Annotated in this window: 14 protein-coding genes; 11 read left to right on the plus strand and 3 right to left on the minus strand. The window is 60.7% G+C overall.

Annotated features, from left to right (window positions below):
- Positions 1-58 precede the first annotated feature (58 nt).
- From ACE3MN_RS10630 to ACE3MN_RS10655, 6 genes are all read left to right on the plus strand, one after another.
- Positions 59-1,315: a CmpA/NrtA family ABC transporter substrate-binding protein gene (locus ACE3MN_RS10630; protein ID WP_004133381.1), complete on the plus strand. Its 1,257-nt coding sequence runs from the start codon at positions 59-61 to the stop codon at positions 1,313-1,315.
- A gap of 1 nt (position 1,316) precedes the next feature.
- A complete protein-coding gene (ntrB, locus tag ACE3MN_RS10635; RefSeq protein ID WP_049088167.1) occupies positions 1,317-2,201 on the plus strand; it encodes a nitrate ABC transporter permease in 885 nt (294 codons plus the stop codon).
- 10 nt (positions 2,202-2,211) lie between these two features.
- Positions 2,212-3,000 carry an ABC transporter ATP-binding protein gene (locus ACE3MN_RS10640; protein ID WP_049130989.1) on the plus strand — a complete coding sequence of 263 codons (789 nt, stop codon included), beginning with the start codon at positions 2,212-2,214 and terminating at the stop codon, positions 2,998-3,000.
- Positions 3,001-3,009: 9 nt separating this feature from the next.
- Positions 3,010-7,080, plus strand: coding sequence for a nitrite reductase large subunit NirB (nirB, locus tag ACE3MN_RS10645; RefSeq protein WP_375364358.1), 4,071 nt, complete (start codon positions 3,010-3,012; stop codon positions 7,078-7,080).
- Positions 7,080-9,680 carry a molybdopterin-dependent oxidoreductase gene (locus ACE3MN_RS10650; protein ID WP_375364359.1) on the plus strand — a complete coding sequence of 867 codons (2,601 nt, stop codon included), beginning with the start codon at positions 7,080-7,082 and terminating at the stop codon, positions 9,678-9,680. Before nirB ends, ACE3MN_RS10650 begins: the two co-directional genes overlap by 1 nt.
- Positions 9,681-9,842: 162 nt before the next feature.
- Positions 9,843-11,162 (plus strand): YchO/YchP family invasin, encoded by a 1,320-nt coding sequence (locus tag ACE3MN_RS10655; RefSeq protein ID WP_181247226.1) that lies wholly within the window; start codon positions 9,843-9,845, stop codon positions 11,160-11,162.
- On the opposite strand, the gene narL is transcribed toward ACE3MN_RS10655, so the two are convergent.
- Positions 11,159-11,809 carry a two-component system response regulator NarL gene (gene narL / locus ACE3MN_RS10660; protein WP_004132998.1) on the minus strand — a complete coding sequence of 217 codons (651 nt, stop codon included), beginning with the start codon at positions 11,807-11,809 and terminating at the stop codon, positions 11,159-11,161. The two genes, ACE3MN_RS10655 and narL, sit on opposite strands and share 4 nt — an antisense overlap.
- Positions 11,810-11,819: 10 nt before the next feature.
- The gene (gene narX, locus ACE3MN_RS10665) at positions 11,820-13,598 is read right to left on the minus strand and encodes a nitrate/nitrite two-component system sensor histidine kinase NarX (protein WP_024357868.1); all 1,779 of its coding nucleotides are present in this window, start codon (positions 13,596-13,598) and stop codon (positions 11,820-11,822) included.
- Between the two features lie 311 nt (positions 13,599-13,909).
- Between narX and ACE3MN_RS10670 the strand changes: the two genes are divergently transcribed.
- From ACE3MN_RS10670 to narI, 5 genes are all read left to right on the plus strand, one after another.
- Positions 13,910-15,298, plus strand: a complete 1,389-nt coding sequence (locus tag ACE3MN_RS10670) for a NarK family nitrate/nitrite MFS transporter (protein WP_024357869.1) — start codon at positions 13,910-13,912, stop codon at positions 15,296-15,298.
- 396 nt (positions 15,299-15,694) lie between these two features.
- Positions 15,695-19,438: a nitrate reductase subunit alpha gene (locus ACE3MN_RS10675; protein WP_024357870.1), complete on the plus strand. Its 3,744-nt coding sequence runs from the start codon at positions 15,695-15,697 to the stop codon at positions 19,436-19,438.
- A complete protein-coding gene (narH, locus tag ACE3MN_RS10680) occupies positions 19,435-20,970 on the plus strand; it encodes a nitrate reductase subunit beta (RefSeq protein WP_024357871.1) in 1,536 nt (511 codons plus the stop codon). The genes ACE3MN_RS10675 and narH overlap by 4 nt, the downstream gene beginning before the upstream one ends.
- Positions 20,967-21,677, plus strand: a complete 711-nt coding sequence (gene narJ / locus ACE3MN_RS10685) for a nitrate reductase molybdenum cofactor assembly chaperone (RefSeq protein ID WP_004133005.1) — start codon at positions 20,967-20,969, stop codon at positions 21,675-21,677. Before narH ends, narJ begins: the two co-directional genes overlap by 4 nt.
- Complete coding sequence (gene narI, locus ACE3MN_RS10690) at positions 21,677-22,354, plus strand: respiratory nitrate reductase subunit gamma (protein WP_004121739.1); 678 nt, start codon at positions 21,677-21,679, stop codon at positions 22,352-22,354. The genes narJ and narI overlap by 1 nt, the downstream gene beginning before the upstream one ends.
- On the opposite strand, the gene ACE3MN_RS10695 is transcribed toward narI, so the two are convergent.
- A complete protein-coding gene (locus ACE3MN_RS10695) occupies positions 22,351-23,247 on the minus strand; it encodes a DMT family transporter (RefSeq protein ID WP_024357872.1) in 897 nt (298 codons plus the stop codon). The two genes, narI and ACE3MN_RS10695, sit on opposite strands and share 4 nt — an antisense overlap.
- Positions 23,248-23,353: the final 106 nt, after the last annotated feature.

The following is a 23,353-nucleotide window of genomic DNA, read 5'->3' on the forward strand; positions in this document are numbered from 1 at the left end:
GTCCAGCGGTGCGTAAGCACCGCCGGGCGCTTTTTTTTTGCGCGTTTCTGGAGCGGTTATGGGCGATAAGTTTTCGATTTCACGGCGACGTTTATTACAGACGGGGGCGGCGCTGGGCGGCGCGATGCTGCTCCCCGGCATAATGCAGGCGGCGTGGGCGGCTGGGTCGGATAAACCGGAACAGACCACCGTGCGGGTGGGGTTTATTCCGCTAACCGACTGCGCTCCCTTAGCCATTGCCTCCCTGAAGGGGTTCGATAAAAAGTACGGTATCACCCTCGTGCCGAGCAAAGAGGCCAGCTGGGCCGCGGTGCGCGACAAGCTGGTTGCCGGAGAGCTCGACGCCGCGCACATTTTGTACGGCATGCTCTACGGCCTGGAGCTGGGGATCGCCAGTAAACCGCAGGCGATGGCCAACCTGATGACCCTTAACCGCAACGGCCAGGCGATTACGCTCTCCAGCGAGCTGCAGGAACAGGGCGTCACCGACCTGAGCGGGCTGAAAAAACGGATCGGCCAGCACGCGCCGGGCAGCTACACCTTCGCCCACACCTTTCCCACCGGTACCCACGCGATGTGGCTTTACTACTGGCTGGCGAGCGGCGGAATTAACCCATTCGCCGATATTCGCACCGTCGTCGTGCCGCCGCCGCAGATGGTGATGAACATGCGCATCGGCAACATGAGCGGCTTTTGCGTCGGCGAGCCGTGGAACGCGCGCGCCATTAACGATCGTATCGGCTTCACCGCCGCCACTTCTCAGGATATCTGGCCGGAACACCCGGAAAAAATTCTCGGCACCCGCAGCGAATGGGTTACGCGTCATCCCAACACCGCGCGCGCGCTGGTAGCGGCGCTGATGGAGGCCCAGCGCTGGATTGAAGCCTCCGCCGACAACACCCGCGAAACGGCGCGCCTCCTTGCCAGACGCGCGTGGCTGAACACCAAAGAGCAGTACCTCACCGGGCGCATGCTCGGCGAATACGACAACGGTATCGGCCGCCGCTGGCAGGACGCGCATCCGATGCGCTTCTACGAACAGGGGGAAGTGAGTTTTCCGTGGCTCTCGGACGGCATGTGGTTTTTGACCCAGTTCCGCCGTTGGGGATTGCTGAAGTCGGCGCCGGATTATCTGGCGGTGGCCCAGCGCATTAACCGGATTGACGTCTGGAAAGAGGCCGCCCAGGCGGTCGGCGGCATCAGCGCGCCGACGCAGGCGATGCGCAGCAGTACGCTGATCGATGGCAAGGTCTGGAATGGGGTCGATCCGGAAGGCTACGCCCGCAGTTTCGCGATTCAACGTAAGGGGGCATGAGATGAAACACGCATATAAACCGCAACCGCCGGCCAGCGCCGATAAAGCGCCCGGCGAAATTATTACCCTGCCGCCGCTGCAGGTGCGCAAAACCACGCCTCCGCTCAGCCGCTGGCTGCGCGATGTTACCCAACGTCTTCTGCCGCCGCTGCTCGGGCTGGGATTGCTGCTGCTGGGCTGGCAGCTGGCGGCGATGAACAGCAAAGGTTTCCCGACGCCGCTCTCCACGCTGGATTCGGCGCTGACCCTTTTCGCCGACCCGTTTTATCAGGACGGACCGAACGACATGGGCATCGGCTGGAACGTGCTGGCGTCATTGCAGCGGGTGGCGGTGGGGTTTGGCCTCGCCGCGCTGGCGGGAATTCCGCTCGGCTTCCTGATTGGCCGCTCGCTGTTTTTCGCGCGGATGTTTAACCCGCTGATTGCGCTGCTGCGCCCGGTGAGCCCGCTGGCCTGGCTGCCTATTGGCCTGCTGCTGTTCCAGAAAGCGGAACCGGCCTCCAGCTGGACCATTTTTATCTGCTCGATCTGGCCGATGGTGATTAACACCGCCGAGGGCGTGCGGCGCATTCCTGAGGATTACCTCAACGTCGCCCGGGTGCTGCAGCTTTCCGAATGGACGGTGATGCGCAAGATCCTCTTTCCGGCGGTATTGCCGGCGGTGCTGACCGGGGTTCGTCTCTCCATCGGTATCGCCTGGCTGGTGATTGTCGCCGCCGAAATGCTCACCGGCGGCTTAGGGATCGGCTTCTGGATCTGGAACGAGTGGAACAACCTCAACGTCGAAAACATCATCATCGCCATCGTCATTATCGGCGTGGTCGGTCTGCTGCTGGAACAGGGGCTGATGCTGCTCGCCCGCCGTTTTAGCTGGCAGGAAAAATAAGGAGTCGCAGATGAAACCATTAATTCAGGTCCAGGGCGTCAGCCAGCGTTTTAACACCGCCAGCGGCGAATTCCTCGCATTGCAGAACGTCTCCTTCGACATCTACGAAGGGGAAACCATCAGCCTGATCGGCCACTCCGGCTGCGGTAAATCAACCCTGCTGAATCTGATAGCCGGGATAGCCCTGCCGACGGAGGGCGGCCTGCTGTGCGACAACCGCGAAATCGCCGGGCCGGGACCGGAACGCGCGGTGGTGTTTCAGAACCACTCCCTGCTGCCGTGGCTGACCTGCTTTGACAACGTGGCGCTGGCGGTGGACCAGGTCTTTCGTCGCAGCATGAGCAAAGGCGAGCGCAAAGAGTGGATTGAGCACAACCTCGAGCGGGTACAGATGGGCCACGCCCTGCACAAGCGTCCGGGGGAGATCTCCGGTGGGATGAAGCAGCGCGTTGGCATTGCCAGGGCGCTGGCGATGAAACCGAAAGTGCTGCTGCTGGATGAACCCTTTGGCGCCCTTGATGCCCTGACGCGGGCGCATTTACAGGACGCGGTGATGCAGATCCAGCAGTCGCTGAATACCACCATCGTCATGATTACCCATGATGTGGATGAGGCGGTGCTGCTTTCCGACCGGGTGCTGATGATGACCAACGGACCGGCGGCGACGGTCGGGGAGATCCTCGACGTCAATCTGCCGCGACCGCGCAATCGCGTGCAGCTGGCGGACGACAGCCGCTATCACCATCTGCGCCAGCAGATCCTGCACTTCCTCTATGAAAAACAGCCGAAAGCGGCATAGGGGGCGGCGATGACGCGGCAACTGGTGATTATCGGCAACGGTATGGCGGCCACGCGCCTGGCGCAGGCGCTGGTGGAGCGGGATGCGCGGCGGTTTAGCATCACCATTATCGGCGATGAACCGCGCCAGGCCTATAACCGCATTCAGCTTTCGCCGGTGCTTGGCGCGGAGAAAACCGCAGGCGCGACGCGACTGCTGCCCGCAGAGTGGTATTCGCAACATAACGTCACGGTACGCGCCGGTGAAACGGTTACCGCGGTGGATATGGCGGCCCGTACGCTGCAGACCACCGCAGGCGAACTTGGCTGGGATGAACTGGTGTTCGCCACGGGGTCGCTGCCGTTTCTACCGCCGCTGCCGGGCATCACGCTGCCGCACGTTTTTGCTTTCCGCACCCTGGCGGACGTCGAAGGCATTCTGGCCATCGACGGCCCGGCGGTGGTCATCGGCGGCGGCGTACTCGGCGTGGAGGCCGCCGCGGCGCTACGTCGTCATGGTGACAGTGTCACTTTACTGCACCGCGGAAGCTGGCTGATGGAGCAGCAGACTGATGCCTTTGTCGGCGAACAGCTGCAAATGCTGCTCGCCGAGCGCGGGATCGGCTGCGTGATGGAGAGCCGTATCGCCGCCATTGATGAACATCAGGTGCTGCTGGAGGACGGCCGCGCGTTTGCCGCCTCGCGGGTAGTACTGGCGACCGGCGTACAGCCGAACAAACGGCTGGCCGAGCGCAGCGGGCTGGCGTGCGGTCGCGGAATTCTCGTCGACCGCCGGCTGGCAACCGCGCAGCCGGGAGTCAGCGCCCTCGGCGAATGCTGTGAAATCGACGGTCAGACCTGGGGGCTGGTGGCGCCGTGCCTGCGCCAGGCGGAGGTGCTGGCGGACCGCCTGTGCGCTATCCCTGGCGAAGATTTCCGCTGGCAGGATAGCGGCACCCGCCTGAAGGTCACCGACATTGAACTGTTCAGCGCCGGCGAGCTGCGGGCCGATGAGCAGGATGACGTTTATACCAGTTGGGATCCGCTGGACCGCCACTACCGTCGCCTGCTGCTGCGCGACGGTAAGCTGCGCGGCGTACTGCTGCTCGGGGATTGCAGCAGCGCCGCGCCCCTCACCGCTCTGCTGGGGGCGTCAGCGCCCGCGCCGGCAGAGTGGCTTTTCGACCCCTCTTCAACGATGCAGCCGCGCGCTGTGGGACAAACTACGATGACAAAACCTGTATTAGTGCTGGTCGGACACGGTATGGTCGGCCACCATTTTCTTGAGCAATGCGTCAGCCGTGACCTTCATCAACAGTATCGGATTGTGGTGTTCTGCGAGGAGCGCTATGCCGCCTATGACCGGGTGCATCTGACGGAATATTTCGCCGGACGCAGCGCGGAATCGCTGTCGCTGGTGGAAGGGGATTTTTTCACTCAGCACGGTATTGAGCTGCGCCTGAGCGAATCGGTCGCCAGCATCGACCGCGAAGCGCGGGTGGTGCGCGATGCCTTCGGTCACGAAACCCACTGGGATAAGCTGGTGCTGGCGACGGGCTCTTACCCGTTTGTTCCGCCGGTGCCGGGCCATAATCTTGAGGGCTGTTTTGTTTACCGTACGCTGGACGACCTCGACCAGATTGCCGCCCGCGCCGCAACCGCCCGACGGGGCGTGGTGATCGGCGGCGGCCTGCTCGGGCTGGAAGCGGCCAACGCGTTGAAGCAACTGGGGCTGGAAACTCACGTTGTCGAGTTTGCGCCGAACCTGATGGCGGTGCAGCTGGACAACGGCGGCGCGGCGATGCTGCGGGAAAAAATCAGCGAGCTGGGCGTCGGAGTGCACACCAGCAAGGCGACGACGGAAATTGTTCGCAATGAGCAGGGGCTGCAGCTGAACTTCGCCGACGGCAGCTCGCTGGCGACGGATATGCTGGTGTTCTCCGCCGGTATTCGCCCGCAGGACGCGCTGGCGCGCAGCGGCGGACTGAGCGTAGGTGAACGCGGCGGGATCTGCATCGACAACCAGTGCCGTACCTCCGACCCGGACGTGCTGGCGATCGGCGAATGCGCCCTGTGGGAGAACAAAATTTATGGCCTGGTGGCGCCAGGCTATCAGATGGCGCGCGCCGCGGCGGCCACTCTGGCGGGCGAGGCGGGCAGCTTTAGCGGCGCGGATATGAGCACTAAGCTGAAGCTGCTGGGCGTTGATGTCGCCTCGTTCGGCGACGCCCAGGGGCGTACCCCGGGCTGTCAGAGCTATCAGTGGACGCACGGGCCGCAGCAGGTCTACAAAAAAATCGTGGTCAGCGCGGATGGCAAAAACCTGCTCGGCGGGGTGCTGGTCGGGGATGCCGGCGACTACGCTACGCTGCTCCAGATGATGCTTAACGGGATGGCTTTACCCAAACACCCGGAAAGCCTGATCCTTCCGGCGCTGGAGGGCAGCGCGCCGAAGGCGCTCGGGGTCGCGGCGCTGCCGGACGGCGCGCAGATTTGCTCCTGTCACAACGTCAGCAAAGGCGATATCTGCCAGGCGGTGAGCGCCGGCGCGGGCGACATGGCGGCGATAAAAAGCCGCACCAAAGCGGCGACCGGCTGCGGCGGCTGTAGCGCGCTGGTGAAACAGGTGATGGAGTACCAGCTTGCCGAGCAGGGCGTCGAAGTTAAAAAGGATATCTGCGAGCACTTTCCGTGGTCGCGCCAGGAGATCTATCACCTGGTTCGCGTCAACCATATCCGCACCTTCGAACAGCTGATTGCCCGTTATGGACAGGGCCACGGCTGCGAGGTCTGTAAACCTCTGGTCGCCTCGGTACTGGCCTCCTGCTGGAATGAATATCTGCTGAAGCCGGCGCATCTGCCGCTTCAGGACACCAACGATCGCTACTTCGCCAATATTCAGAAAGACGGCACCTATTCGGTGGTGCCACGCATGGCGGCGGGAGAGGTGACGCCGGACGGTCTGATTGCGATCGGCCAGATCGCCAAACGCTATCAACTGTACAGTAAGGTGACCGGCGGCCAGCGTATCGACCTGTTCGGCGCGCGCCTGGAACAGCTCCCGGCAATCTGGCGCGAGCTGGCCGAGGCGGGATTCGAAACCGGCCACGCCTACGGCAAATCCCTGCGGACGGTGAAATCCTGCGTCGGTTCGACCTGGTGCCGCTACGGCGTCCAGGACTCCACCGGCCTGGCGGTCACCCTCGAACATCGCTACAAGGGGCTGCGCGCGCCGCACAAAATTAAAATGGCCGTCTCCGGCTGTACCCGCGAATGCGCGGAAGCCCAGGGGAAAGATATTGGGGTTATCGCCACGGAGAAGGGGTGGAACCTGTACGTTTGCGGCAACGGCGGCATGAAGCCGCGCCATGCCGACCTGTTCGCCAGCGATCTTGATGAAGCCACGCTTATCCGCAGTATTGACCGGCTGCTGATGTTCTATATTCGTACCGCCGATCGCCTGCAGCGCACCAGTACCTGGATGGATAACCTTGAGGACGGGGTCGACTATCTGCGCGAGGTGATCCTCGAAGACAGCCTCGGCATCGGCGAAGAGCTGGAGCAGGAGATGGCGCGGGTGGTCGAGAGCTACCAGTGCGAATGGCAAACCACCCTTAACGATCCGCAGCGGCTGGTGCTGTTCCGCTCCTACGTGAACAGCGATGAGCCGGACGAAACCGTACAGCGGCAAACCCTGCGCGGCCAGCCGCAGCTGGCCCCCTTCGCGGCGCAGGGCGAACCGGCGCTGCCGTCGCGCCCGTGGCAGGCCATTTGCGATCTCGACGCCATTCCGCAGCAGGCGGGGATTGGCGCGCGGCTCGGCGAGCGGCAGATTGCACTGTTCCGCTTTGGCGACCAGGTGTATGCCCTCGATAACCTCGAACCGGGCAGCGAGGCCAACGTTCTGTCGCGCGGTCTGCTTGGCGATGCGGGCGGCGAACCGATCGTGATTTCACCTCTGTATAAGCAGCGAATCCGCCTGCGCGATGGCCGCCAGTGCGACGGCGGCGAACAGGCGGTGCGCGCCTGGCCGGTCAAAGTGGAGAACGGCAAGGTGTGGGTTGGCAACCAGCAGCTGCTGGCGCGCGCGGAGGCCTCCTGATGACGGAAACCAGAACCACGTGCCCCTATTGCGGGGTTGGCTGCGGGGTTATCGCCAGTAGGGCGCCTCACGGTCAGGTGAGCGTGCGCGGCGATGAGCAGCACCCGGCAAACTTTGGCCGCCTGTGCGTTAAAGGAGCGGCGCTGGGCGAAACCGTCGGCCTGGAGGGACGAATGTTATTCCCGGAAGTCGACGGCGAACGCGCGACCTGGCCGCAGGCGCTGGCGCTGGCAGGTTCGCGCCTGCGGGAGATTATCGATCGGCACGGGCCGCAGGCGGTGGCGTTTTACGCCTCCGGCCAGCTGCTCACCGAGGACTATTATGCGGCGAATAAGCTGATGAAGGGGTTTATCGGCGCGGCGAATATCGATACCAATTCGCGGCTGTGCATGTCTTCAGCGGTCACCGGCTACAAACGGGCGCTGGGCGCGGACGTGGTGCCGTGCAGCTATGAGGACGTGGAAAACAGCGATCTGGTGGTGCTGGTCGGGTCGAACGCCGCCTGGGCGCATCCGGTGCTTTATCAGCGGCTGGCGCAGGCGAAGCGCGACAATCCGCAGATGCGGGTAGTGGTCATTGATCCGCGTCGGACCGCCACCTGCGATATCGCCGACCGGCATCTGGCGCTGGCCCCCGGCAGCGACGGCGGGCTGTTTGTCGGCCTGCTGAACGCCATTGCCGCCAGCGGCGCCATCAGCGACGATTTTAACGATGCGCAGCGGGCGCTGACCATCGCCCAGGACTGGGACCTCGACAAAGTGGCGCAGTTCTGCGGCCTGCCGCGCCAGCAGATTGCCGATTTCTACCGCGAATTTATCGCCGCCCCGCGCGCCATCACGCTCTATACCATGGGAATCAACCAATCCGCCAGCGGCAGCGATAAATGCAACGCTATCATCAACGTACACCTGGCCTGCGGTAAATACGGGCGTCCGGGCTGCGGGCCGTTTTCGCTGACCGGTCAACCTAACGCCATGGGCGGGCGCGAGGTGGGCGGCCTGGCGACCATGCTGGCGGCGCATATGAACTTTGACCCCGACGATTTACGGCGCCTGGCGCGATTCTGGGGCAGCGAACGTCTGGCGCAAACGCCGGGGCTGACGGCGGTGGAGCTGTTCGCCGCCATTGGCCGCGGCGAGGTAAAAGCGGTATGGATTATGGGCACCAATCCGGTGGTGTCGCTGCCGGACAGCCACGCGGTAAGCGAAGCGCTGGCGCGGTGTCCGCTGGTCATCGTCTCCGACGTCGTCGCTGATACCGATACCGGACGCTTCGCCCATATCCGTTTTCCCGCGCTGGCGTGGGGAGAGAAGAGCGGCACGGTGACCAACTCCGAACGGCGGATCTCCCGCCAGCGCGCTTTCATGCCGCCGCCGGGAGAGGCCAGGGCCGACTGGTGGATCGTCGCCCGCGTGGCCGAGGCGCTGGGCTTCGGCTCCGCCTTTGCCTGGCAGCATCCGCACGAGGTGTTCAGCGAACACGCCGCGCTTTCAGGATATGAAAACGATGGCCAGCGGGCGTTTGATATCGGCGGACTGGCGGATCTCAGCCGCGAAGCGTGGGATGCGCTGGAACCGGTGCGCTGGCCGGTGAGCCGCAGCGAAGCAGCCTGGAGTGTGCATAAGGGCTGGCATCGCGACGGTAAACTGCGGATGGTGCCGGTCGCGCCGCAACCTACCCGGGCGACCACCGATGCGTTCTATCCGCTGATACTCAACAGCGGGCGGATCCGCGATCAATGGCACACCATGACCCGCACCGGCGCGGTGCCGCGTCTGATGCAGCATATTAACGAGCCGGTGGTGGAGGTCGCGCCGGCGGACGCGCAGCGTTATCACCTGCTGGAAGGTGAACTGGCGCGGGTCCGCTCACCGAATGGGGTGATGGTCGCAAAAGTGACGATCGGCGACGGGCAACGGCCCGGGTCGCTGTTTGTGCCGATGCACTGGAATAATCAGTTTGCTCGTCAGGGACGGGTGAACAACCTGCTGGCTGCGGTCACCGACCCGCACTCCGGGCAGCCGGAAAGTAAACAGACGGCGGTGGCGATAGCCACCTGGCTTCCTGCGTGGAAAGGCGAGCTTTTTTCGCGCCAGCCGGTTCCGCTGCCCGCTTCGCTGCACTGGCGGCGGCGGGCGGCGCAGGGCATTATCCATCTTTCGCTGGCGGGGGATACCCGCTCCCGCGACTGGCTGGTGGAGTGGTGCCAGCGGCAGGGATGGCAGATGCAGGTAGCCGAGGGCGGCAAGGTCTGGAACCTGCTGGCGTGGCGGGCGGGAGAGCTGATGCTCGGCTGGTGGAGCGACGCCAGCGAGCCGGCTATCGATGCCGACTGGATTCACGCCGCGTTTCGCGTTCCGCCGCAGAACGCCGCCCGGCGCCACGCGTTATTGAGCGGCAGAAAAGGCGGCGTTGAGATGCCGCGCGGGCGTATTATCTGCAGCTGCTTTAGCGTGGGCGAACGGGCGATAGGCGAAGCCATTGTCGGCGGCTGCCGTACGCCCGGCGCGCTGGGGGGAAAACTGAAATGCGGCACCAACTGCGGCTCCTGCATCCCGGAGCTGAAAGCGCTGCTGGCGGCGAAGCTGGCGCAGGCCTGAGATTCAGCATATTCCTGGAATCGTCCGCAGGGCTGCGGGGGAGCGCAAAAAACGATAAACTCATGTTTTGCCGCCACCACTTCGTGAGTAGACGTAACCGATTTGAGCTCTCTGCCGTTCCGCGTAACCCCGCTTTTACCGCTTCTCCTGCTGCTGACAGGCATGCCCGCCCGCGCGCTGCAGGATAACCAGGCGTTCTCTAAGGGGCCTGAGACCTTACCCGACCTCGGCCTCGCGCCGCAGGTGGATGACGATGCAAAGCACTTTGCCGAGATGGCGAAAAAATTTGGCGAAGCCAGTATGAGCGATAACGGGCTGACAACCAGCGAACAGGCGCGAGTATTTGCTATCGGTAAGCTGGGGAACGAGGTCAGCCACCAGCTGGAGAACTGGCTTTCGCCGTGGGGCAACCCCAACGTCGATCTGCTGGTCGACAAAGAGGGCAATTTTACCGGCAGTAAGGGGAGCTGGTTTGTCCCGTTGCAGGATAACGGCGACTACCTTACCTGGAATCAGTACTCGGTCACCCAGCGGGATACGGGTCTGGTCGGCAATATTGGTCTCGGCCAGCGCTGGCGGATGGGCTCCTGGCTGCTGGGCTACAACTCTTTCTACGATAAAGCCCTGGACGATCGCATGGCGCGCGGCAGCGTCGGGGCCGAAGCCTGGGGCGAGTCGCTGCGCCTGTCGGCGAACTACTACCAGCCTCTTGGCGGCTGGCAGCAGGGGAGTAGCCTGACCCAGCAGCAGCGTATGGCGAGCGGCTACGATGTGACCGCCCAGGCGCGGCTGCCGTTTTATCAGCACATTAATACCAGCGTCAGCGTGGAGCAGTATTTTGGCGATAGCGTCGATCTGTTCCATTCGGGTACCGGCTACCACAACCCGGTCGCGGTGTCGGTGGGGCTGAATTACACTCCCGTTCCGCTGGTGACGGTGACGGCTAAGCATAAGCAGGGCGAGAGCGGCGTCAGCCAAAATGATGTCGGGCTGAAGCTGAACTATCGCTTCGGCGTCCCGCTGAAGCAGCAACTGGCGGCCGATGAAGTCGCCGTTAGCCGATCGCTTCGCGGCAGCCGCTACGACAGCCCGGAACGGGATAACCTGCCGGTCGTTGAATATCGCCAGCGCAAAACGCTGTCGGTTTATCTGGCGACGCCGCCCTGGGATCTTCAGCCGGGGGAGACGGTGCAGCTGAAACTACAGATTCGTAGCCTGCACGGCATTAAGTCGCTGAGCTGGCAGGGGGATACCCAGGCGCTAAGCCTGACCTCGCCGATTGAGGCCAACAGTACGGACGGCTGGACCGTGATTATGCCGCGCTGGAGCAGCGAAGCCGGGGCGAGCAACCGCTGGCATCTTTCGCTGGTGGTGGAGGATAAAACGGGTCAGCGCGTCTCATCCAATGAGATCGCACTGGCGCTGACGGAGCCGTTGGTACACGTACCGGCCGAGGGCGTTTCGTGGCCGCAACAGCCCTAGAATACGCGTTCCTGATGGACCCAAACCGCCGCTTCCACGCGCGATTTTAGCTTCATTTTCTTGAGCATATGCTTAACGTGCACTTTAACGGTGCTTTCGGTGATATCCAGACGGCGGGCAATCATTTTATTCGGCAGGCCCTGGGCAATCAGCTTGAGAATATCGCGCTCGCGCGGGGTCAGTTGGCTGATGTCGCGGTCCGAGGTGGCGCGATTGGCGCGCAGGCTGGCCGCCAGCACCGGGGTTAACGCTTCGCTGAGCACCATTTCGCCCGCCGCCGCCTGCTGCAGCGCTTTCAGGAGATCTTCCGGTTCCATATCCTTCAGCAGATAGCCGTCGGCGCCGCGTTTCAGGGCGGTCACCACATCTTCTTCATGATTAGAGACGCTAAACACCACCACGCGGCCGGAAAGCGACTTCTCGCGCAGCCTGTCGAGGGTTTCCAGACCGTTCATGCCCGGCATATTGAGATCCAGCAGAATTAAATCCGGATCTAAGGCTTCCGCCATCGCAATACCCTGCTCGCCGTTGCTGGCTTCGCCGATCACCTGGATGTCCGGCGCCATGCTGATCAGCTGTTTGACGCCGGTGCGCAGCATGGGATGGTCGTCGATGAGAAGGATGGTTGCCCGTTCCTGTTGACTCATGGAGTTCTCCTTATTGAATTGAAAACGATTTTTCAGGGATAAAAGTAACCACCACTTCGGTTCCGCCGGTTTCCCGCCGCCGGACCTGGCAGTCCCCGCGCAGGCTTTGCGCGCGATCGCGCATGATAATCAAGCCGTAATGGTTGCTGCGTTCCGCGTGGTCCGGCACGCCGCGGCCGTTATCGGCGACCACCAGGCGGACCTGATTCTCCCGCAGCGTCACGCTGACGCTGACCTCCGTGGCGCTTGCGTGCTTCAGCGCGTTGCTGAGCGCCTCGCGGGCGATTTGCAGCAGATGAATGGCCTGGTGCGACGGCACAAAACGCGGCGGCAGTTGGTAATCCAGGCGCACCGCAAAACCGAAGCGGGCGCTGTATTCCTGGCAGCTGGCCTCCAGCGCCGGGCGCAGCCCCGGTTCGGTGAGCTGTAGCCGGAAGGTCGTCAGCAGTTCGCGCAGCTGGGCCCAGGAGGTATTGAGTTCATTACGAATTTGCCCCAGCAGCTGGCGGCTCGCTGCCGGCAGATCGTCGCCCTGCATCTGCAAGCAGCTGACCTGCATTTTCATACAGGAGAGCGACTGGGCGATGGAGTCGTGGAGTTCGCGGGCGATGGTGGCGCGCTCCTCCATGACGATAAGCTGCTGCTGGCGCTCCTGATGCCGATCGAGGGCGAGGGTGCCGGTGAGTTGTTCAACCAGCGTATCCACCAGCTGCTGCTGATCGTGGCTCAGATGGCGACCGGTGGGCAGGGTGGCCAGCAAAATACCGTACTGATTATGGGCGTCCGACAGCCGCCATTTTAAGGTGGTGCCGGTATCTGGCAGCGGCGGCAGGTCGCGCGGGCAGAGGTAGCAGCCTCTGTCGTCGCACTGAATATCGGAGTGGCAGGAAAACTCCTGATGATTGTCTTCATCTTCGAGGTCGTAAACGCGAACTTCAATATCGCGCAGCAGGGTTAACCCCTGCAACCCGTTCAGAACCGGAGAAATGCGTTCGCAGAGCGGCGCGTTCGAGTGCAGACGGCGGTTGGCCTGCCACAGGAAGGCGAGGATCTCGTTTTTCTGCTCCAGGCCCGCGGTTTTTTCCTGCACCCGGCGTTCCAGCACCGAATAGCTCTCCGCCAGCTCTTCAGACATATTGTTCAGCGCCATGCCGAGCGTCGCCATCTCGTTGCGTCCGCTAATCTGCGCGCGCTGGGTAAAATCGCGTCGGCTCACCGCGCGGGCCATACCCAGCAGCTGTTTCCACGGGCGCAACAGGCGCGCGCGCAGCCAGACGATGGTGAACACCAGCAGCAGCGCCATTCCCACAGCCATGATGCGCTGGATCCAGACAACGTGTTTAATCCGCTCTTCGGTGGTGTGATCGAAGGCGGTAACCAGCTGGTCTATACGGTCGACAAACCCGGCGACATCGGTCGCCACCGAGGCCTGATTTTGCGCTTTGCGCATGCCCGGCGCCAGCTCCAGCTGCCAGTAGTGCTGCAGCGCCTGGAGCTGCCGCTGCTGATCGTCATGGCGCGCGGCGTACTGCAGTTCCGGGCTAAAGACGGTTGCCGTCATTTCATCCAGCAGCTTTTCATCGTTTTCGCCCAGCGGTACTGCCGCCAGCAGGCGATAGCTCTGCATGCGCAGCGAACCGGCTTTATTAATGGCGTGCGCGCTGCCCTGGACGCCGTGCACCAGGCGAGAAGAGATCGCCATTCCGGCGACGCCGATGAGGGTAGCCAGCAGAACGATCAGCGCGAGTTGATTCACCAGCGTCAGCGGCGTAAAAAGACGTTTCAACATGGGGTACGGGGCTCCTGACCGGTAAATTATCCGGGAGTGGCGCTTATTCTCGGCCATCCCCCGGAGTATACCCATACCCCTAAAGGATTACCCCTTAATTGTCAGGGCGGGGTGGGCTGGTGGCAGGTGTTCGGGGAATTCCAGCACTGGCGTGAAAAACCACACTTTTTTCCGCAGAAATAGCTACTCACTTCGGGTGATGCGTTTTTTTTCGCCAAATCGGCGCCCACTTTTCCTTTGATTTATATCAACTTACCGCCGCCTGTAACCCATAAGGTAGCCAGGGTTAATACGAATTATCAGAGGTGTCTATGAGTCACTCTTCAATCCCGGAGAAGACTACCCGCTCAGTCATTAGCGACTGGCGTCCCGAAGATCCTGAATTCTGGCAGCAGCGCGGTCATCGCGTCGCCAGCCGCAATCTGTGGATCTCCGTTCCATGTCTTTTGCTGGCATTCTGCGTCTGGATGTTGTTCAGCGCCGTTGCCGTCAACCTGAATAAAGTCGGCTTTCAGTTTACCACCGACCAGTTGTTTATGCTGACCGCGCTTCCGGCGCTGTCCGGCGCGCTGCTGCGCGTGCCGTACGCGTTTATGGTGCCGCTGTTCGGCGGCCGTCGCTGGACCGCGTTCAGCACCGGGATTATGATCGTCCCCTGCGTCTGGTTAGGCTTCGCGGTGCAGGATACCGCTACGCCCTTCAGCGTTTTCGTGATTATTTCTCTGCTGTGCGGCTTTGCGGGGGCGAACTTTGCTTCCAGTATGGCTAACATCAGCTTCTTCTTTCCGAAACAGAAGCAGGGCGGCGCGCTGGGCATCAACGGCGGCCTCGGGAATATGGGCGTCAGCGTAATGCAGCTGGTTGCCCCTCTGGTGGTATCGCTGTCTATTTTCGCCGTCTTTGGCGGAACCGGCAGCGAGCAGCCGGATGGCTCCATGCTGTATCTGGAAAACGCGGCGTGGATCTGGGTGCCGTTCCTGATTATCTTCACCCTGGCGGCGTGGTTCTTTATGAACGACCTGTCGGCGTCGAAGGCCTCGCTGAGCGAGCAGATACCGGTACTGAAGCGCGCGCATCTGTGGATTATGGCGCTGCTCTATCTTGCCACCTTCGGATCGTTTATAGGCTTCTCTGCGGGCTTCGCCATGCTGTCGAAGACCCAGTTTCCGGATGTGCAGATTCTGCACTATGCCTTCTTCGGGCCGTTTATCGGCGCCCTGGCGCGCTCAACCGGCGGGGCGATCTCCGACCGCCTCGGCGGGACGCGCGTGACGCTGGTGAACTTCGTGGTGATGGCTATCTTCTGCGGCCTGCTGTTCCTGACGCTGCCGACCCACGGCGAGGGCGGTAACTTTATCGCCTTCTTCGCGGTATTTATGGTGCTGTTCCTGACCGCCGGTCTGGGCAGCGCGTCGACCTTCCAGATGATCTCGGTTATTTTCCGCAAAATGACCATGGATCGCGTTAAGGCCCAGGGCGGCAGCGAAGCGCAGGCCATGCGTGAAGCGGCGACCGATACGGCGGCGGCGCTGGGCTTTATTTCGGCGATTGGCGCGATTGGCGGGTTCTTTATTCCCAAGGCGTTTGGTATTTCGCTGGATCTGACCGGTTCGCCGGCCGGCGCCATGAAGGTATTCCTGGTGTTCTATATCGCCTGCGTGGTGATTACCTGGGCGGTCTACGGACGTAAGCAGAAATAATATTTCTTTTTGAATTTCTGCAAAGGGCGCAACGATATTTGCGCCCTTTTTATTGGTTATTACTTAGTTACAACATACTAGTGGTTTTGGGGGATATTAAAAGCCGCCTGAAGTCACAAAAAAAATGACTTCAGGCGCGCCTACCCCTTAATACCGTGGGGAATAACAAACCCCGGGTTTCTGCAGGCTTTTTCATTAAATATCTTTATTTATCAATAAAATAATAAATAGAAATAAATACTACTTTGGTGGTAATTCGCGTTTTACCTCGCTTTTATAAGCCCTATGCTCTTGATCGTTATCAATTCTCGCCCTCTTTCATAGCGTTACCTTCGCTGCAAATCCAGCAATGTCGATTTATCAGAGAGCCGTCAGGCTCCACACAGGAGAAACCCGATGAGTAAATTCCTGGACCGGTTTCGCTACTTCAAACAGAAGGGTGAAACCTTTGCCGATGGGCACGGCCAGCTTCTAAAAACCAACCGGGACTGGGAGGATGGATACCGTCAACGTTGGCAGCACGATAAAGTTGTGCGCTCCACCCACGGCGTCAACTGCACCGGCTCGTGCAGCTGGAAGATTTATGTCAAAAATGGTCTCGTCACCTGGGAAACCCAGCAGACTGACTATCCGCGCACCCGTCCGGATATGCCAAACCACGAGCCGCGCGGCTGCCCGCGCGGCGCCAGCTACTCCTGGTACCTCTACAGCGCCAACCGCCTGAAGTATCCGCTGATGCGCAAACGCCTGATGAAGATGTGGCGTGAAGCGAAGGCGCAGCACAGCGATCCGGTTGACGCATGGGCCTCGATTATTGAAGACGCTGATAAAGCGAAAAGCTTCAAGCAAGCGCGTGGTCGCGGCGGTTTCGTGCGTTCATCCTGGCAAGAGGTGAACGAGTTGATTGCCGCCTCGAACGTCTATACCGTCAAAAACTACGGCCCGGATCGCGTGGCGGGCTTCTCGCCCATTCCGGCGATGTCGATGGTCTCCTATGCCTCCGGCGCGCGCTATCTGTCGCTGATCGGCGGCACCTGCCTGAGCTTCTACGACTGGTACTGCGACCTGCCGCCTGCCTCTCCGCAGACCTGGGGCGAGCAAACCGACGTGCCGGAATCCGCCGACTGGTATAACTCCAGCTACATCATCGCCTGGGGTTCCAACGTTCCGCAGACCCGTACCCCGGATGCCCACTTCTTTACCGAAGTGCGCTATAAGGGCACCAAAACCGTTGCTATCACCCCTGACTACGCCGAAATCGCCAAGCTTTGCGATCTGTGGCTGGCGCCGAAGCAGGGTACGGATGCGGCGATGGCGCTGGCGATGGGCCACGTGATGCTGCGCGAGTTCCATCTCGATAAACCGAGCCAGTATTTCACCGATTACGTGCGTCGCTACACCGACATGCCGATGCTGGTGATGCTCGAAGAGCGCGATGGCTATTACGCGGCGGGCCGTATGCTGCGCGCGGCGGATCTGGTCGATGCGCTAGGTCAGGAAAAGAATCCGGAATGGAAAACCGTCGCTTTTGATGAGAAGGGCGAAATCACCGTACCGAACGGTTCTATCGGCTTCCGCTGGGGCGATAAAGGCAAATGGAACCTTGAACAGCGCGACGGTAAAACCGGCGAAGATGTCGAGCTGCGCCTGAGCCTGCTGGGTAGCCATGACGATATCGCCAACGTCGGCTTCCCCTATTTTGGCGGCGAAGGTACCGAACACTTTAATAAAGTCGAACTGGAAAACGTGCTGCTGCACAAACTGCCGGTCAAACGCCTGCAGAAAGCCGACGGCTCTAGCGTGCTGGTCGCCACCGTGTACGATCTGACCATGGCCAACTACGGTCTGGATCGCGGTCTGGGCGATGAAAACTGCGCCAGCGGCTATGATGACGTGAAAGCGTATACCCCGGCATGGGCGGAGAAAATTACCGGCGTTTCCCGGGCGCATATTATCCGTACCGCGCGCGAGTTCGCCGATAACGCCGATAAGACCCACGGCCGTTCGATGATCATCGTCGGCGCCGGTCTGAACCACTGGTTCCACCTCGATATGAACTATCGCGGCCTTATCAATATGCTGATCTTCTGCGGCTGCGTCGGTCAGAGCGGCGGCGGCTGGGCGCACTACGTGGGCCAGGAAAAACTGCGTCCGCAGACCGGCTGGCAGCCGCTGGCGTTTGCCCTCGACTGGCAGCGTCCGGCGCGTCATATGAACAGCACGTCGTACTTTTATAACCACTCCAGCCAGTGGCGCTATGAAACCGTCACCGCGCAGGAGCTGCTGTCGCCGTTAGCGGATAAATCCCGCTACAGCGGCCACCTGATTGACTTCAACGTGCGCGCTGAACGTATGGGCTGGCTGCCGTCGGCGCCGCAGCTGGGCACCAACCCGCTGCGCATTGCGCAAGAGGCGAAAAAAGCGGGCATGACGCCGGTCGACTACACCGTCAAATCCCTGAAAGAGGGCTCCATTCGCTTTGCCGCTGAGCAGCCGGAAAACGGTAAGAACCATCCGCGCAACCTGTTCATCTGGCGTTCCAACCTGCTGGGCTCTTCCGGTAAGGGCCACGAGTACATGCTGAAGTATCTGCTGGGTACGGAAAACGGTATTCAGGGCAAAGATCTTGGCAAGCAGGGCGGCGTGAAGCCGGAAGAGGTGGAGTGGAAAGACAACGGTCTCGACGGCAAGCTGGATCTGGTGGTGACGCTGGACTTCCGTTTGTCGAGCACCTGCCTCTACTCTGACATCGTGCTGCCGACCGCCACCTGGTATGAAAAAGACGACATGAATACCTCGGATATGCATCCGTTTATTCATCCGCTGTCTGCCGCCGTCGATCCGGCCTGGGAATCGAAGAGCGACTGGGATATCTACAAGGACATCGCGAAGAAATTCTCTGAAGTTTGCGTAGGACACCTGGGCAAAGAGACCGACGTAGTGACGCTGCCCATCCAGCACGACTCCGCCGCCGAACTGGCGCAGCCGCTGGACGTTAAGGACTGGAAAAAAGGTGAATGCGACCTGATTCCAGGCGTCACCGCGCCGCATATCATGACCGTTGAACGCGATTATCCGGCGACTTACGAACGCTTCACCTCTATCGGCCCGCTGATGGAGAAAATCGGCAACGGCGGTAAAGGCATCGCCTGGAATACCCAGAGCGAGATGGATCTGCTGCGTAAGCTCAACTACACCAAAGCGGACGGTCCGGCCAAAGGTCAGCCGATGCTTAATACCGCAATTGACGCGGCGGAGATGGTGCTGACCCTGGCGCCGGAAACCAACGGTCACGTGGCGGTGAAAGCCTGGGCGGCGCTCAGCGAGTTTACCGGTCGCGACCATACGCATCTGGCGAAGAATAAAGAGGAAGAGAAAATTCGCTTCCGCGATATTCAGGCCCAGCCGCGCAAAATTATCTCCAGCCCGACCTGGTCAGGGCTTGAAGACGAGCACGTTTCCTATAACGCCGGCTACACCAACGTTCATGAGCTGATCCCGTGGCGCACGCTTTCCGGCCGCCAGCAGCTGTATCAGGATCACCAGTGGATGCGCGACTTCGGCGAAAGCCTGCTGGTCTATCGTCCGCCAATCGACACCCGTTCGGTGAAAGCGGTGATGGGTAAGAAATCCAACGGCAACCCGGAAAAAGCGCTGAACTTCCTGACGCCGCACCAGAAGTGGGGGATCCACTCCACCTACAGCGACAACCTGCTGATGCTGACGCTGTCCCGCGGTGGCCCGATTGTGTGGATGAGCGAGGCGGATGCCAAAGATCTGGGGATTGAGGATAACGACTGGATTGAAGTGTTCAACAGCAACGGCGCGCTGACCGCCCGCGCGGTGGTCAGCCAGCGCGTGCCGGCCGGGATGACCATGATGTATCACGCCCAGGAACGTATCGTAAACCTGCCGGGTTCAGAGGTAACCGAGCAGCGCGGCGGGATTCATAACTCCGTGACCCGTATTACGCCGAAGCCGACCCATATGATCGGCGGCTATGCCCAGTTGGCCTACGGCTTTAACTACTACGGCACGGTAGGGTCTAACCGCGATGAGTTCGTGGTGGTACGTAAGATGAAGAATATTAACTGGTTAGATGGCGAAGGTAACGACCAGGTACAGGAGAGCGTAAAATGAAAATTCGTTCACAAGTCGGCATGGTGCTGAATCTCGATAAGTGCATCGGCTGTCATACCTGCTCGGTCACCTGTAAAAACGTCTGGACCAGCCGCGAGGGGATGGAGTACGCGTGGTTTAACAACGTTGAAAGTAAACCGGGCGTCGGTTTCCCGAACGACTGGGAGAATCAGGAAAAGTGGAAGGGCGGCTGGATCCGTAAGATCAACGGCAAGCTGCAGCCGCGCATGGGCAACCGCGCGATGCTGCTAGGTAAAATCTTTGCGAACCCGCATCTGCCGGGCATCGACGATTACTACGAGCCGTTTGACTACGACTACCAGAACCTGCACAACGCGCCGGAGGGCAAACATCAGCCGATCGCCCGTCCGCGCTCGCTGATCACCGGCCAGCGGATGGATAAAATCACCAGCGGCCCGAACTGGGAAGAGATTCTGGGCGGCGAGTTCGAGAAACGCGCCAAAGACCAGAACTTCGAGAACATGCAGAAGGCGATGTACGGTCAGTTCGAAAACACCTTTATGATGTATCTGCCGCGCCTGTGCGAGCACTGCCTGAACCCGGCGTGCGTCGCGACCTGCCCGAGCGGCGCCATCTATAAACGTGAAGAAGACGGCATCGTGCTGATCGACCAGGACAAGTGCCGCGGCTGGCGTATGTGCATCACCGGCTGTCCGTACAAGAAAATCTACTTCAACTGGAAGAGCGGCAAATCCGAGAAGTGCATCTTCTGCTACCCGCGTATCGAATCCGGGATGCCGACCGTCTGCTCGGAAACCTGCGTGGGGCGTATTCGCTACCTCGGCGTGCTGCTGTATGACGCGGACGCCATTGAAAATGCCGCCAGCGCGGAGAATGAGAAAGACCTGTATCAGCGTCAGCTGGACGTGTTTCTCAACCCGAACGACCCGAAAGTGATTGAGCAGGCGCTGAAAGACGGCGTGCCGCAGGGCGTTATCGAGGCCGCCCAGCAGTCGCCGGTCTACAAAATGGCGATGGACTGGAAGCTGGCGCTGCCGCTGCATCCGGAATATCGCACGCTGCCGATGGTCTGGTACGTGCCGCCTCTGTCGCCGATTCAGTCAGCCGCCGATGCGGGTGAACTGGGCAGCAACGGCATTCTGCCAGACGTAGAAAGTCTGCGTATTCCGGTGCAGTATCTGGCCAACCTGCTGACCGCGGGCGATACCCAGCCGGTGCTGCTGGCGCTGAAGCGCATGCTGGCGATGCGTCACTTCAAGCGCGCGGAAACGGTGGACGGCGTCGTGGATACCCGGGCGCTGGAAGAGGTTGGACTGACTGAAGCCCAGGCGCAGGAGATGTATCGCTATCTGGCGATCGCCAACTACGAAGACCGTTTCGTGGTGCCGAGCAGCCACCGCGAGCAGGCCCGCGACGCCTTCCCGGAGAAAAGCGGTTGCGGTTTTACCTTCGGCGACGGCTGCCACGGTTCTGACAGCCAGTTCAATCTGTTCAACAGCCGCCGTATCGATGCTATCGACGTCACCAGCAAAACGGAGCCGCACCCATGATTGAACTCGTCATTGTGTCGCGTCTTCTCGAGTACCCTGACGCTGCCTTATGGCAGCATCAGCAGGAGCTGTTTGACGCTATCGCCGCTTCGGAAAAACTGGCGCCGGAGGATGCCCATAAGCTGAGCGTTTTCCTGCGCGACCTGACCGCCCAGGACGTGCTGGACGCGCAGTCTCGCTACAGCGAACTGTTCGATCGCGGCCGTGCGACCTCGCTGCTGCTGTTTGAGCACGTGCACGGCGAATCCCGCGATCGCGGCCAGGCGATGGTAGACCTGATGGCGCAGTACGAGCGCCACGGTCTGCAGCTGGACAGCCGCGAACTGCCGGATCATCTCCCGCTGTATCTGGAGTATCTGGCGCAGCTGCCGGAAGCGGAAGCGCGCGGTGGATTGCAGGATATCGCGCCGATACTCGGCCTGCTTAGCGCTCGCTTACAACAACGCGAAAGCGGCTACGCGGCGCTGTTTGAGCTGCTGCTCAAGCTGGCGAACGCGCAGGTCGATAGCCGGAAAGTGGCGGAAAAAATCGCCGATGAAGCCCGCGACGATACGCCGCAGGCGCTGGACGCCGTCTGGGAAGAAGAACAGGTGAAATTCTTTGCCGATCGGGGCTGCGATGATTCGGAGATCGCCGCTCACCAGCGTCGTTTTGCCGGAGCCGTTGCCCCGCAATATTTGAATATCTCTAACGGAGGACAGCAATAATGCACTTCCTGAATATGTTCTTCTTTGACATTTATCCGTACATCGCCGGGACGGTGTTCCTCGTCGGCAGCTGGCTGCGCTACGACTATGGGCAGTACACCTGGCGCGCGGCCTCCAGCCAGATGCTGGACCGTAAAGGGATGAATCTGGCTTCGAACCTGTTTCATATCGGGATTCTCGGGATCTTTGCCGGCCACTTTCTCGGTATGCTGACGCCGCACTGGATGTACGAATCCTTCCTGCCGATCGACGTGAAGCAGAAGATGGCGATGATTGCGGGCGGCGCCTGCGGCGTGATGACGCTGGTGGGCGGCCTGCTGCTGCTCAAGCGTCGTCTGCTGAGCCCGCGCGTTCGCGCCACCACCACCGGCGCGGATATTCTGATCCTCTCCCTGCTGATGGTGCAGTGCGCGCTGGGCCTGCTGACTATTCCATTCTCCGCTCAGCATATGGACGGTAGCGAAATGATGAAGCTGGTGGGCTGGGCGCAGTCGGTGGTGACCTTCCACGGCGGCGCTTCACAGCATCTGGACGGCGTGGCGTTTATTTTCCGCGTGCACCTGGTCTTGGGGATGACGCTGTTTGTGCTGTTCCCGTTCTCCCGTCTGGTGCATATCTGGAGCGCGCCGGTCGAGTACCTGACGCGCAAATACCAGATTGTTCGCGCCCGTCGCTAATTCGCTGTTTTGATACCAACCCCGCCTTGGCGGGGTTTTTTTTCGCCCCAGCCAAGATTGTTGCCTGCCGCAGCCAACAGGATCAGCGCGCCGCCGAACAACTGGATCAGGTTTAGCGAATGGCCAAATACCCGGTTATCGACAACGATCGCCACGACGGGATAGATAAATGACAGCGAGCCGATAATAGGGGTGGGAAGCTTCTGTATCGCGCTGTACAGCAGTTGATACATTACGCCGGTATGCACGATCCCCAGCGTTAATAGCATCACCCATGGGAAAGGAGGCGTGAGCGACGGCATATGCGCCAGCGGTAAAAGCATTACCACGCCGGTGAGCACCTGAATAAAGGCGATATGCTGCGGCGCGAGGGATTTGAGCTTGCGGGTAATTATTGCCGTGAGCGCGTAGAAGAAGGCCGCGCCCAGCGCGAGGCCGATACCGGCGAGCCAGTCGGCGCCACGAGCGCCGGTTAACTCCGTGGAGAGCAAAATGACCACGCCGCCAAAGGCGAGGAACAGCCACCCCCATTTCACCAGGCTGACGCGCTCACCGAAAAGCATCCCCATCAATACCAGCATAAACGGCTGGGTGTTATACACCACGGTAGAAAGACCAATAGAGATCCGTTCATAGGCGGCGAAGAGCAGGAGCCAGTTCACCACTAAGGCCACGCCGCCGAGAATAGCCAGCAGCAGCGTAATGCGGGTGAGTGGGCTAAACGGTTTTCGACTCATCCGAATAAAAATAAACAGTGCAATAGCCCCGATAAGACAGCGCCAGAATACGACTTCGGTCACCGGCAGGCCGGAAAGTAAAACAAACGCGCCAATCGATCCGGAAATTAACATCGCCAGGCTCATTTGCCAGACGCCTTTATGTAAATCACGCATCATCCACCTCCTGATTAATGACGCTATTGTTGAAAATTGCTGTCGGCTTTTACAGGGGTGATATAAGGTTGAAAACGTAAATGGCTTTTTAAAATTAGGTGAAAAT

Source organism: Klebsiella grimontii (genome assembly GCF_042137965.1).
Taxonomy (GTDB): domain Bacteria; phylum Pseudomonadota; class Gammaproteobacteria; order Enterobacterales; family Enterobacteriaceae; genus Klebsiella; species Klebsiella grimontii.

Coding starts and splice junctions, on each gene's coding strand:
- ACE3MN_RS10630 (WP_004133381.1), top strand. CDS start 59: ATGGGCGATAAGTTTTCGATTTCACGGCGACGTTTATTACAGACGGGG.
- ntrB (WP_049088167.1), top strand. CDS start 1,317: ATGAAACACGCATATAAACCGCAACCGCCGGCCAGCGCCGATAAAGCG.
- ACE3MN_RS10640 (WP_049130989.1), top strand. CDS start 2,212: ATGAAACCATTAATTCAGGTCCAGGGCGTCAGCCAGCGTTTTAACACC.
- nirB (WP_375364358.1), top strand. CDS start 3,010: ATGACGCGGCAACTGGTGATTATCGGCAACGGTATGGCGGCCACGCGC.
- ACE3MN_RS10650 (WP_375364359.1), top strand. CDS start 7,080: ATGACGGAAACCAGAACCACGTGCCCCTATTGCGGGGTTGGCTGCGGG.
- ACE3MN_RS10655 (WP_181247226.1), top strand. CDS start 9,843: ATGCCCGCCCGCGCGCTGCAGGATAACCAGGCGTTCTCTAAGGGGCCT.
- narL (WP_004132998.1), bottom strand. CDS start 11,809: ATGAGTCAACAGGAACGGGCAACCATCCTTCTCATCGACGACCATCCC.
- narX (WP_024357868.1), bottom strand. CDS start 13,598: ATGTTGAAACGTCTTTTTACGCCGCTGACGCTGGTGAATCAACTCGCG.
- ACE3MN_RS10670 (WP_024357869.1), top strand. CDS start 13,910: ATGAGTCACTCTTCAATCCCGGAGAAGACTACCCGCTCAGTCATTAGC.
- ACE3MN_RS10675 (WP_024357870.1), top strand. CDS start 15,695: ATGAGTAAATTCCTGGACCGGTTTCGCTACTTCAAACAGAAGGGTGAA.
- narH (WP_024357871.1), top strand. CDS start 19,435: ATGAAAATTCGTTCACAAGTCGGCATGGTGCTGAATCTCGATAAGTGC.
- narJ (WP_004133005.1), top strand. CDS start 20,967: ATGATTGAACTCGTCATTGTGTCGCGTCTTCTCGAGTACCCTGACGCT.
- narI (WP_004121739.1), top strand. CDS start 21,677: ATGCACTTCCTGAATATGTTCTTCTTTGACATTTATCCGTACATCGCC.
- ACE3MN_RS10695 (WP_024357872.1), bottom strand. CDS start 23,247: ATGCGTGATTTACATAAAGGCGTCTGGCAAATGAGCCTGGCGATGTTA.